Source organism: Methylobacillus sp. DLP286 (genome assembly GCF_056636515.1).
This window is the reverse complement of the sequence record NZ_CM153145.1, coordinates 600,567-613,226: the sequence shown is the minus strand read 5'-3', so window position 1 is coordinate 613,226 and position 12,660 is coordinate 600,567. Positions and strand designations below refer to the sequence as shown.

General features: G+C 49.1%; 8 protein-coding genes. 6 read left to right on the top strand and 2 right to left on the bottom strand.

All coding sequences use genetic code 11. The features are described from left to right. Positions 1–30 precede the first annotated feature (30 nt). Together ACWXTG_RS02880 and ACWXTG_RS02875 are read right to left on the bottom strand one after the other, a co-directional pair. On the bottom strand, positions 31–972 hold the full coding sequence (locus tag ACWXTG_RS02880; protein WP_480220622.1) for a M14 family metallopeptidase: 942 nt from the start codon (positions 970–972) through the stop codon (positions 31–33). Beyond that, on the bottom strand, positions 969–1,121 hold the full coding sequence (locus ACWXTG_RS02875) for a hypothetical protein (protein ID WP_309565182.1): 153 nt from the start codon (positions 1,119–1,121) through the stop codon (positions 969–971). Before ACWXTG_RS02875 ends, ACWXTG_RS02880 begins: the two co-directional genes overlap by 4 nt. 108 nt (positions 1,122–1,229) lie before the next feature. Here ACWXTG_RS02875 and ACWXTG_RS02870 point away from each other — a divergent pair, with 108 nt between their 5' ends. From ACWXTG_RS02870 to ACWXTG_RS02845, 6 genes are all read left to right on the top strand, one after another. Next, positions 1,230–1,745, top strand: a complete 516-nt coding sequence (locus ACWXTG_RS02870) for an RNA polymerase sigma factor (protein ID WP_407994775.1) — start codon at positions 1,230–1,232, stop codon at positions 1,743–1,745. A 46-nt stretch (positions 1,746–1,791) separates the two neighbouring features. Further along, positions 1,792–2,838, top strand: coding sequence for a FecR family protein (locus ACWXTG_RS02865; RefSeq protein ID WP_480220621.1), 1,047 nt, complete (start codon positions 1,792–1,794; stop codon positions 2,836–2,838). Positions 2,839–3,710: 872 nt separating this feature from the next. Continuing rightward, positions 3,711–7,136: a TonB-dependent receptor gene (locus ACWXTG_RS02860; protein WP_480221196.1), complete on the top strand. Its 3,426-nt coding sequence runs from the start codon at positions 3,711–3,713 to the stop codon at positions 7,134–7,136. Between the two features lie 97 nt (positions 7,137–7,233). Then, the gene (locus ACWXTG_RS02855) at positions 7,234–8,286 is read left to right on the top strand and encodes a hypothetical protein (RefSeq protein ID WP_480220620.1); all 1,053 of its coding nucleotides are present in this window, start codon (positions 7,234–7,236) and stop codon (positions 8,284–8,286) included. Positions 8,287–8,374: 88 nt separating this feature from the next. Then, a complete protein-coding gene (locus tag ACWXTG_RS02850) occupies positions 8,375–10,540 on the top strand; it encodes a calcium-binding protein (protein ID WP_480220619.1) in 2,166 nt (721 codons plus the stop codon). A 382-nt stretch (positions 10,541–10,922) separates the two neighbouring features. Further along, complete coding sequence (locus ACWXTG_RS02845; RefSeq protein ID WP_480220618.1) at positions 10,923–12,593, top strand: type I secretion system permease/ATPase; 1,671 nt, start codon at positions 10,923–10,925, stop codon at positions 12,591–12,593. Positions 12,594–12,660 lie beyond the last annotated feature (67 nt).

The window sequence follows — 12,660 nt, the reverse complement described above, 5'->3', positions numbered from 1 at the left end:
CCTCCATCCATATACTATTGTTGTTCAATATCAAACCCGGTCGATCGCCTTGGCGAGGTAGAACCATTCGCTTCCCGGCTCGGCCCCGGGATTGGGAAACACGATGTGCACCGTTTCTGCCGCACGGATTTCCTCCCCGTCATGGCGGGTCCCGATCAGCGTCCCCGCATCGAGGCGCTCGAAGCTGCGCCATTCCTTCGCCAAGCGGTCTTCGGGATGATGCTTGTCCACGACCTCGAACAAGCGCAGGGTTTTCCTGTCCGGGGTTTCCTGCGGCTTTTGCTGGCCGCTCAATCCCAGCCACGCCAATGTATTCAGGATCGCCCGGTATGCCACTTCGGGCGCTACAGCATCCTCATGCTGCCCGCACTCCAGGGTCAGGCCATAGCCGCCCTGCGAGCGCATATATTCCGTGGTGCCCACGCCGTAGCGCACATCGGCGTCTTCTTGCCCAGCCTGGGCTTGCCGGTGGGCAACGCCGTTTGCATAAGTATCCAGCCAGCCGTCCACGAACAGCTTGACGCCCAGCCGCCGGGCCAGCGACTCTTCCTCGGCATCATGCTCGAAAGGCTCCAGGCTTCCCTGGTTATTCTTGGGCCCCAGCATAGCAAACGGTTCGCCGGGGGTATGGAAAGAATGCAGGTCCAGCAATACGTCATGGCTAGCCAGCAACGGGCAGAGCCAATTCGCCACGTGGTCTTCAAACTGCTGCGGATCGTCTGTCGGGAATAGCTTGCGGTTGAGGTTGCGCTCGCCTGCACGGCTGTATTGCGCACGCGCCAGCGGGTTGCAGACCGGCACGAATGTCACGCTGCCAACGACGATGCCGAGTTTTCCGCGCTCCAACTCATCGACCACACGGCGGATTGCCAGCGTGCCGCACGGCTCGTTGCCATGCACGCCGCCCAGCACGATCAGGCGCTTTCCTGGCTGCATCCCGCAGAAAGAAATGGACTCAAAGTGATGGCTCATGCCTGATTATCACCGCTTACGCCCTGTTTGCGCAATGTTGCCGCCTTTGACTTGAGCTGTTTCCAGCCAGAAGCATATTGGCTGTTTACAACCAATTGGTTGTAAACAGCCACCATATTGCAGCCAAGCTTTTCTTTGAATAGAAACACGATATCGCTGCAATCCCATACAAATCACATCCTTACAAATAACTGACGCGCTAGGCCTGTTTATTGCTACCTATTCCCACAAGGTCATCTTTTGTAGGGTAGATCAGCATGAGACTCACTCCAACATGGCATGGTATCGACTTACACTGGGCTTATTCAGATTTGCTGCCTACTATCTACCGTCACACCGGCTACCGTCGCACCGCCTGCGACGTGCTGCATGATGCGCTGATCCGGTTTGCCATCTCCAGCAATGCCGGGCGCATGGAACAACCTCATGCCTACCTGCGCACCATCGTTCGTAACCTGCTGGTCGATGGCTACAAGGACCAATCCCGCTTCCTGCCCTTGGTGGACGAAGAGATCGGCGCAAGCCATGAGCTGGAGCAGCCGGTGGCGCCCTCCACCGAGCACTTGCTCGATATGCAGCAGCGGCTCTCCATCCTGCTCAACATCATCGACCACATGCCAGCACGCTGCAAGGAAGTGTTCGTGCTGTTCCGCATCGAGGGATTGGCCCAACAGGAAATTGCCGAGAAACTGGGCATCTCCGTCAACATGGTGCAGAAACATATTATGCGCGCCATGCTAGACTTGCTCGAAGCAAAAGACCTGATCAATTAGCCATATCCGGGTAGCGCCTTTGCAGGCGCCGCCGCCAACCAAGAAAATGAGCCATAGCCCTGCACAACGGAACGCACGCCAAGCCGCCATCAAGTGGTTTGTCATCATGCAGGATGCCGACACCGAACATCCCGAGCGCAGCCGTTTTGAGGAATGGCTGCTTTCCCACCCTGCGCACCAACGTGCCTATCAGGAAGTATGCGCCTTATGGGAGGACCTGGATTCCTCCGACCGCTTGCTGCATCTTGAAAGCGCCATGCAGCAGAAAATTTTCATCGAGAAGACTGATCGCAGCAAAAAAATACGCACCACCATCACCCGCACCCTCAGCGTCATGTTCTTTGCCGCTCTCGGCATCGGCGGCTATTACGGCTACGAGTCATGGCAGAACCAGCCCACCATGCACATGGCGGCCAGCACCGCAATCGGCCAGATCCGCTCCCAGGTACTGGAAGACGGCACCAAGCTCATGGTCAATGCCAATAGCGATATCGAAGTCACCTACACCCGCAAAGAACGCCGCGTCATCCTGAAACGCGGCGAAGCCAGTTTCGATATCGCAAAAAATCCCGACCGGCCCTTCGTCGTCGATAGCGGCCTTGCCCGGATCACCGTGCTGGGCACCCGGTTTGCCGTCAACAGATTCAGCAGCAAAGTGCGGATCAGCGTCGACCATGGCGTGGTGCGGATCGAGCCTCAGCAATATCTGACCACGGAAAAAACCGCCCCCAACCGCTATGCCGAGCACGTCTTGACGCTGCGAGACAATGAAGTGGCGGAAATCAACCTCAACGGCGAGGCCAAGCGACTGCAACGCTCAGCGGAGGATGCCTTCAGCTTTGAGTACGGCACCATCACCTTCGACCAGGCCGGCCTGGAGGAAATCGCGGAAACCCTTTCCCGCTACCGTACTTTGCCGGTCAGCGCCGAGTTCGCCGCTCAACAGGACGTCAGCATCACGGCCGTCATCCAGTCGAAATATGTAGAGCGCTTCATCAAGGAACTGCCTGTCATTGCTCCGATCAAGGTCACCACGGAGGGCGACATGACCCTCCTGACGCCAAAGAAAACCCAAGCCTCCCGTAAGCAATAGCATCTTGCGACACTGTTTTATACAGGCATCGCTCGTTTGCAAGATATAGGTCGGAACAAATCATCACGCATGAGCGGAGAATGTATTGGTACCTGCCCCTTCCTACTTTCAAGTCGCCATAAAAATATTTCCGAATTTTCATCACAGACATCAGGGTTTTGTTTCCCTGGCGGTTATATCGGTAGTAAGACCGATTTTTCAGGAGAATTAAATTGGATATCTTCAAGCTCATGTACCGTATGGTGATCGCATTGACCGCACTGCTCTTCATCATATTGCTCGGCACCCTCTCGTTTTCCTTGTAGGCAAACGGCAATATTCCAATCGAGGTTTAGCTGAAAAGCTAAAAAACCAAGCGAACTCCTATTCATGTCCGGTTTAGCCCGACATAGGAAGGTTTTCATACTAACTCTGCCGCCTCAATCGACATCCCTCTTGCCGCACTGCCGGCTGCTAAATAAAACCAGTTTTTTACACTCCCAACCTCCCTTCCAAAAATCCCAAAAAAGTCAGGAAAATCTCCCTTACGATTAACTTATTGTTTTAAATAGATAATTAATCGCCACAATCAATTTTCAGTTTTTCTCAAAAAAATGCCGTCAGGGTTTCTCAAACTCAACGGTTAAACAAACATGAAGGGCGAATCTTGCACTTTTCATCCGACTTGAAGAAATCCGCCTGGCGTCAGGCCGTGCCTTCAATGCCGAGAAATTCGATCACAAAAACAAGAATAAAAAATTATTAGACATACACATATGGAGCAAGGGATGAGTCGTAGAGGGAGAATTTTTCATGAACCACCACAATTCAAGAAGCTATCACATGCATTGCACCGCGTTTATAGCCATAAAAGCGCTGTACTGCTAACGGCAATGGTCGGAATCATGCCGTTTCAGCCACAGGCAGCCGAGCTCGACACCACATTGCCAAAAAGCAATGCAAGCACCGGCTCGTTTGCGCCCAGCAATATCGACATCCCCAGCCAGCCGCTGGATGCAGCACTCAAGCAACTCGCACGCACTACAGGCATCAGTGTCGCCTTCGACAGCAAGCTCGCCACAGGCAAGACGGCTCCAGCCGTCAAAGGCCGCATGAAAGCGGACGAAGCTCTTAGATTGCTGCTCGCAGGCAGTGGCCTAGAATCCACGATCGATAAAGATAATGCCGTCATCAAGCCTGCAGCAGAAAAATCCGCGATCGACTTCCAGCAAGTAGATGCTGTGGAAGTACGTGCCAAGCGTTTTTATGAAATTGGTCCCTTGCCAGGATTAGGACTCACAAAAGAAGAAATCCCGGGCAACGTACAAAGCATTACAGCAAAAGAAATCAAGGAGGCCCACTCTCTGAGTATGGCAGACCTCTTCAACCGCAAGCTCCAATCCGTCACGGTAAATGACTATCAGGGCAACCCCTTTCAGATGGACGTGCAGTATCGCGGCTTTACGGCAGGGCCGCAGATTGGTTCTCCGCAAGGTTTATCAGTATTTTTCGATGGTATTCGCGTCAACGAACCTTTTGGCGATGTAGTGAACTGGGACATGATTCCCATGAATGCAATTGCTACTGTTGATGTATTTCCTGGCTCCAACCCGATCTTTGGCTTGAATACACTAGGAGGGGCTTTCACCGTTAAGACCAAGGATGGCTTCAATAATACCGGCTTTGATGCAGAAATTCTCACCGGCTCCTATGGCAGAAAACAACTTCAGGCCGAAGGCGGTTGGAATAACGGGACAATAGCTGGTTTTGCTGCTGCCAATATATTTATGGAGGATGGCTGGCGCGAGAACTCTCCTAGCAAAGTGAATCAAGTATTTGGAAAAGGCAGCTATCGGGGAGACAAACTCGACCTTAACCTCAGTACCTTGGTCATTTGGAATGATTTGGTTGGCAATGGTGTATTGCCAAGTGAAATGTATAAGCAAGATCGCAATAGCGTATTTACATCTCCCGACACTACCGACAATCGCCTCTGGCAAGGTCAGCTTTCAGGTAGCTATTTCGTCAATGACAACTTCACGATTACCGGGCAGATATACAGAAGAAACAGCAAAAGACGTCAAAAAGGAGCTGATGTATTTACAGATTATGACCAAGAGCTTAAATCCTATAAAAAATCAGTGTCTGACTATACATGTTTATTCAATAGTAATAATTCTTATGGCTTGCCAGACTACATAGTTATTCCAGTAGAAAACTATGATCCTAATACTAATAATATATTTACAAGTAGCTTCTTTGCTGACCTACTAGATGGTGACGGCATTAATCCTAATGATTACTCAGCATTTATAAACACGGAACTATCTGGAGATTTTCTAGCGGCAGTGAGAGATCAAACGAGAATTTTCAGAAACTTTACTGAAAATGTTATTTATAACAGGGATACCCCTAATGTTGCTGAAATAGGTTCAACATCAACTAATTATTTTGACGAACCTATCTATAATGCAAATCTTAATTTCCCATATGCATCAATTGATAGCGGAGGATTAGGCGTTGCATCAACCACATTTGAAAATTACTTTTTCACAACAGATACCAACGGTAATATTACAAAAAATTATTATTTTGTTTTACCTGCCACAAATGAATCAAGTTGTCTAACAACTCAAGCTTCTGGTTTAGAACAAACTGATTCCAATGGAAATCCCATTCTAGTGGATGGTATTGGTCTTGGACAACCTGGAGTTGTAGATGGCACTCCTACAGCAGTGTTTACTGATAATCAAGTTAATCAAATCACCGATGGAGCATCTATTCAATTCAACTGGAATTTTGAAAAGCATAAATTAATGATAGGAGCATCTATTGATGATGCTCATGCCTCCTATTCCAATACTCAACAATTAGGTTTCCTTACAGCTAAGCGCAAAGCATTTTTAGATCCAAACTTAGCTAACCCTCAGTTTGCAGGTGCTGATATTACATTAGCCAATAATGATTTTGATGGAACAAATACCACAAAAAGTATTTACTTCAGTGAAAACTGGACACCAATTGAATCATTACATTTGAGTTTCTCTGGTCGTTATAATGAAACTCAAGTAAAAAATAAAATTGCTGCAAGACGTGGATTAGCTAATTACGGTATTGGAGATGTTGGATCACTACCATGGATATTCGATATATGCCCTAATGGTAATTGTGATGGTATTGAAACAGGATATCGAATTCCACAAATATACAATGAGTTAAATTCTGCAGAAACTGAAAAATTTAGTTACTACTCTTTTAATCCATCCTTAGGTGCAACTTGGCAAGCAAAAGAAAATTTAAATTTATATGTTAATTTAGCAAAAGGCACACGAACTCCTAGTGTTGTTGAGCTTGGTTGTGCATTAGATCATAGCCCTACAGGAATTTTTTATTCTGATGGACAAGGTGGCTCATATGAAATTCCCAAGAGCTTATTAGAAAATAGACAATGTACTTTGCCAACTACAATGTCTGGAGACCCTTATCTCCCACAAATTAAATCTACAAGCTATGACATAGGGGTACGTGGAACAATCAATGAAAATATCAAATGGAATTTTGGTCTTTACCAAACTGATCTTAAAGATGATATTTATTATGTAAATGTGGGAAACAATCAAGGATTTTTTGACACAGTAGGAAAAACCAGGCGCCGTGGAATAGAGACTGGAATTTCAGGCATCTATAGTAAATTTAGCTTTTCTCTAAACTATGCATTGACTGATGCTACGTTTGAAGACGACTTTTTGATGATTAGTCGTGACAACAGTAGTTCGTTTTCACTTGGCCAATACGGTGAGGTTATTCGCGTAAAACCGGGTAGTCGCATGCCCGGAGTGGCACTCCATAACTTAAATGCAAGTATTAATTATGCAGTTACTGATAAATGGACTGTAGGTTTAAGTGCGGTTGCACATTCTGAAAGTTTTGTTCGGGGAAATGAAAACAATGAACACCGCCAAGGTGTTACAAGATATCGCCAACTGACCATTCCTGGTATTGGAGCTACAACAGTTGCCAGGCAACCTACGAGCAATCCAGGCACAGTAGATGGATATTTTGTTTTCAACTTTCAGACCAGCTACAAAATCAATACCGAATGGACTGCCTCTTTATTAATCAACAACCTTTTAGATAAAGAGTACTTCAGCGCAGGTCGCTTAGGACATAACCCATTTTCGCCTTCGATTTATGGTGCAATCGGCCCAGATGGTTATAACCACAATTCAGGAGATTGGCTAAGTACAAACTTTGTTGCCCCGGGTGCACCTCGAGGTATTTGGTTTAGTTTGCGATATGAATTTGACTCAAGAAAATAAAAGGATAAAAAGCAAGGGCATTTGTAACTGCCTTTGAAACCCAGATTCAACTACAACCAGCTTAGAACTTGAACGGGACTAATTGGATTGTGGTGGATTGGCACCCCGCAGGCAGCCACAAATGCCTGCTAATTGTAATCTCAAGGAGATGATGATGAAAAGCTCGTTGATTAACTTAGCAGTAATTTCTGCATTTTCTTTTTCTTTTCAAGCACATGCAGGATTTGTCACTTTACCCAGCACAGGATTTTCAACCTCAGCCTATACCAATTGCTATAACAATGGCCGTGTAATTCCTTCTGGCGGTATCGCTAATAATGTCAAAGGCAATTTTGGCTCCTACCCTATTGCTGCTGCAAATTATCCAGCAACTGGTTCTAACGATACTTGCTGGGTTGCTAAGCCAGCAAGTACCGTTGTTCTTCCTGCGGGAAAAACAGGATACACATTAGTGGGAAGCCGCTCAGTTCCAATTCCTCCAGTAACTGGAGCACCATCTGGGTTTACTTCCATTGGAACTGTGACAGATATTGCATGGCGTAACTCCACTACAAATATGTGCATTATTTCCACTCAAGTAATTATGACCAATGCGGATCATGATAGCGGCACTCCAGGCACACAATATTTTGAAGTTAATGACGTTGCTCGTGGTGGTTTTAGTGGATCAACTAACGTTGATATTGCATATACTATTTTTACAACTCCTGTAACTACAGCATCCCCTGTATATAGAGCCGGAAGAACCTTTACATCTGTACAACACCGCGCTTTAGCATACGATACTTTAGCTAATAAGGAACAGAATGGGACTAATTATTTAGACCTTCCGACAAAAAATAGTGTAAATACTGCCATTACAGGGGAAAATACTCCCATTGGCCCAAGCACCCCAGCTAGCACAACATTGGCCACTCAAGATGCTGTTGTAAATTCAAACTGGGTTGATTTTACTCTGGACACTGTTTATGTAGATGATGATGGCTCGACTAATGCTGCCTCAGCATTTACTTACATTGAAGCCTCTTGCAATGCTGCTCCGACAGTGACTACTGGAAATCAGGCAATCCGTTTGAGACAAACGGCACAGGAGAATACAACATTCAAAGAAATAGCTATAGATGGTTATGCAATTGGCAGTACACCTTAATTAGATTTATTAATTAATTTGTAGTTTTATTTCTCAAATATTGGAGCAAGATTTGCTCTTGCTCCAAAAATTAAATAAAGGAAATATCATGGCTATCAAAATATTTAATAGTACAGAAACTACCTATATAGGTACATCAAATAGCGATTTAATTATTGGTAATGATCTTGATAACTTTATTGATGGTGGTGACGGAAATGATATCATCATTGGAAAAGGAGGAAATGACGTACTACTTGGGGGAGAAGGAAATGATTTAATTTTTGGAGGTGATGGTGATGATATTATTGATGGCGGCAACGGCAATAATATAATTTTTGGAGGCAATGGTAACGATAATATTTATGCTGGCAACGGTAACAATATTATTCACGGAGGAGATGGTGATGATGCCATTTTCTCTGGTAGTGGAGATGACATCCTCACAGGTGGCGAAGGAAATGACTATATCTCTGGGGGAGGCAGTTCCGCAGGAGACGAAACAGTTGATGGCGATATCTTCTTAGTTACTTCAAATGACATATTATTGGGTGCTGACGGTAATGATACTTTTGTCATTGGCAGTGAAGAGGATGCTGAAGGTGTCATTATTCAGGGAGGAACTTCTCGTTTGGATAATTCCGGCAATCAAGCCCGCTATACCGATATCCAAGAAGCTGAAGAGGGCAATGAAGATGCTGGTTTCGTTGCGTATGACAACGTTACAGGTCAATTTGTACCACTTGATGACATAGATATTGCTGAGCAAACACAAACTGATGTTCGTCTTAATCTTGTGACTCGTCCTGGATCAAGTGCAATCAGTACTTATGCTAGCAGCATTGCTGGTTATAACGCTGTTGATACTATTTACTTTACTCAATCCGGTGATTTCTCTGAATCATTAATTTTTTCCGGTATTGAACGTATTGAATTAGCCAGTGGCGTCAATATCGTTCTTTCCGCTGAACAATTAGAGGAAAATGGTGAGTCTCTAAGCCTAGGTGAACTCAATCCTGGCACTCATATCTACGGCGTTGCTGGCGGTCCTACCGAATCCGTTACCATCAAGCTGGAATTCGAGGAAGAAGAATTCGAGCCTGATGTTGAAGGAGCTGACGAGGTAGAGTATCAAGCTGCCGAATTTGAGGTGGATGACTACTCCGTTGCCGAGCTCTTCCATAACGTGGACATCATCTACGATGCCACTGAAGGCGAGGCTGGCAGCTATGTCCGTATCGATGGTGCCAATGAAACCGACGGTGCGCGCGAGATCGTGCTGGGTAGCGATGGCGTGGATTACGTGACTGCACGCCTGGGCGATGATGTCGTCTACGGCAATGGCGGCAATGACTTGCTGGTTGGTCACGGCGGTGCGGATTACCTCGACGGCGGCGAAGGCGACGACATCTTCCTGATCGGCGGCTTCGGCAGCGGCGTACAAGGCACTACCTCTAAGGCTGACGATGGCAACCCTGAGTGGATCGCCACTGGCGAGAAGCATGATGTGATTGTAGGCGGTGAAGGTACCGATACCCTGCGCATCACCACTGGCATCGGTGCAAATACCCAAGCTGCAGGCACTATCGTGCTCAACGATGCCAACTTCCAGGAAATGGAAGTGGTGCAGGTAGGCGGCACCGTGGGTCGCTTAAACGTGGAAAACACAGCCCTGCAATTGCTGAATGACCACTACTTCCACGACGCTGGTGGTACTGTCGCCGACCTCTCCAATGCCAGGGGAAACAATGGCGGCACCATCAATAATGTCGTAGTGGATGCTTCCGGCGTGACAGCCAACGGCCTGACCTTTGAAGGCAACGGCAACACCCAGACCTTCATCGGCACGACTCAGGATGACCGCTTCGTTAGCAACGGCGGGCACGATACCCTGACTGGCGGTTCTGGTTCCGATACCTTTGCCTTTGGCAAGATTTGGACGCAGACCGTGACCGGCGATGACGACGAAGTGCAATGGTATGAAAACGTCGGGGTTGATCTCACTAACGCTGACACCGATACCATCACCGATTTCGCCAGCGGCGTCGACAAGATCGAGCTCAATACGGACCAATTCGCTTCGTTGGTCGGCTTCAATGCCGGCAACCTGGTGGTCGGTTCGGGCCCGCTCGATGCAGATGACTACCTTGTGTTCAACACTTCCACCAATACCCTGCAGTATTACGCAGACGGCAATGGCGGAAGCACAGCGGTAGATATCGCGGTCCTGACAGGCGTTACCTCGATCACTGCGGCAGATATCGTGGTTGTTTAAAAGGGTCTATTGAAGTTTTGTTCACGACCGCGCCAGAGCCAGTTTTTGTACGGAGCAAGGCATGAGGAGTGAAGTTTGGTTATTCCAAATAAACGACGAATAACGCAGCACCGTGCAAAAAACCGGCCCGGCCCTTCGGGTTGCTGTGACAAATGATGCCATGCTGCGTTGCGAGACTTGACAAGGGAATGACCATTGCCTGCGTCCCGCGCCTTGCCTATCACCATTTGTCGCAGCAACGCGGCTCGCGAACAAAGCATCAACAGACCCTGGCAACAGGGCCGGTCCCGTACCGGCCCAATCGGCTTTCTACGTTTTTACTTCCAGGAATACTGTTTACGTGACTAAAAGCAACAACTCCGCTCAACTGAAGAAGTCCTTGATGGATCTCATCTCTCTCTTCCGTCGAGTGATTTTCTTCGGTTTTTTTACCAACCTTCTTGTGTTGGCGCCATCGTGGTACATGCTCGAAGTCTATGATCGCGTGATTTTCAGTCGCAATCTTGGCACTTTGCTCATGCTCACCATGATGGTGGTCTTTATTTACCTGATCATGGAAAGCCTGGAATGGGTGCGACGCGGCATGATGCTGCAAGCGGCCTGCCAGCTCGACCAATCATTGAACCATCATATTTTCAATGCCGCATTCGCCGCCAAGCTCGCCAATGCCGGCTTCCCCGCACAGCGCGTGTTTGCCGACTATCGCAGCCTGCGGGAAATACTCTACTCCCCCGCCCTGCTCGGCCTGATCGATATTCCTTTCATCGTGATCTTCGTTGTCGCGATCTTCTTCATCCATAGCAGCCTGGGCTACCTGACCCTGCTTGGCCTGGCAATACAGACCGTGGTCGCGCTGCTCAACCAGGTGCGCGTGCAGCCGGTACTGCAGGAAGCCAATCAATACGCCCTGGCGGCACAAAGTTATTTCAGCAACATCCAACAGCATGCCGACGTGGTAAGGGCCATGGGCATGCAGGCGCCGCTCGAGGCGCGCTGGCAGGACAAGCAGCAAGCCTTTCTCAGCAAGCAGGCCATGGCCTCCGAAATCGCAGGCAGGCACGCGGCATATTCGAAATTCCTGCAAATCACCCTGACATCGCTGGTGCTGGGGCTGGGCTGCTACCTGGTCGTCAGCCAGGCACTGGTCAACGGGGCCGCGATGATGATCGTCGCCTCTATCCTGGCCGCACGGGTGCTGGCGCCGTTCAGCCAGCTTATCGCCCAATGGCGCAGCCTTGCCAATGCATGGCAGGCATACGGCAGGTTAGACGAATTGCTGGAACAACACCCGGCCAAGCGGCCCGGCATGGCGCTGCCTGCGCCGACCGGGCAGATCTCGGTGGAAAACCTCAGTTACGCCCTGCCGGACAACGCGCGTGAACCTTTGCTGCGCAATATCCAGTTCCGCATGCATCCGGGCGAGGCGCTGCTCATTAGCGGCCCTTCCGCCTCCGGCAAGACAACCCTCTCGAAATTGCTGGTCGGCCTGCTGCAACCCAGCACAGGCAAGGTAAGGCTGGATGGCGTGGATGCCTTCCAGTGGGACAAGGCGGAGCTCGGGCAGCACCTGGGCTACCTGCCGCAAGAAATCGCCCTGCTAGACGGCTCGGTCGCGGAAAATATCGCCCGCTTCGGCACGCCAGACCAGGAGAAGCTGGCAAGCGTGGTTGAACTGCTGCAATTGCAAGCCTGGATAGACTCTTTACCCGATGGCCTCGATACGCGCATCGGCCATGAGGGCCACTTGCTCTCCGGCGGCCGCAGGCAGCTGGTCGGCCTGGCGCGCGCCCTGTACGGCAGCCCTTCGGTCGTGGTCCTGGATGAACCGAATGCCAACCTGGACGAAGCCAGCGAACAATGCCTGCAGCATGCGGTGCGCACACTCAAGGCGCAGGGAACGACCTTCGTCATCATCAGCCACTTGCAAGGCATCCGGCACGTTGCCGATACCATGATGGTGATGATGAAGGGCCAGATGCTGCGCTACGGCAAGCCGGATGAAGTGCTGGCCTCGTTGCAACAAGCCGGCAACACGCCGAGGATGCAGGCATGATACGCAGTATCGCGACGAGATGCCGGGTCAAGCCCGGCACGACAAGGGAACAAGGCAGGCCGGTGTC

Bases quoted from the DNA above. Each gene is read 5' to 3' on its own strand.
- ACWXTG_RS02845 (WP_480220618.1), top strand. From the start codon at position 10,923: ATGGATCTCATCTCTCTCTTCCGTCGAGTGATTTTCTTCGGTTTTTTT.
- ACWXTG_RS02850 (WP_480220619.1), top strand. From the start codon at position 8,375: ATGGCTATCAAAATATTTAATAGTACAGAAACTACCTATATAGGTACA.
- ACWXTG_RS02870 (WP_407994775.1), top strand. From the start codon at position 1,230: ATGAGACTCACTCCAACATGGCATGGTATCGACTTACACTGGGCTTAT.
- ACWXTG_RS02880 (WP_480220622.1), bottom strand. From the start codon at position 972: ATGAGCCATCACTTTGAGTCCATTTCTTTCTGCGGGATGCAGCCAGGA.
- ACWXTG_RS02865 (WP_480220621.1), top strand. From the start codon at position 1,792: ATGAGCCATAGCCCTGCACAACGGAACGCACGCCAAGCCGCCATCAAG.
- ACWXTG_RS02860 (WP_480221196.1), top strand. From the start codon at position 3,711: ATGGTCGGAATCATGCCGTTTCAGCCACAGGCAGCCGAGCTCGACACC.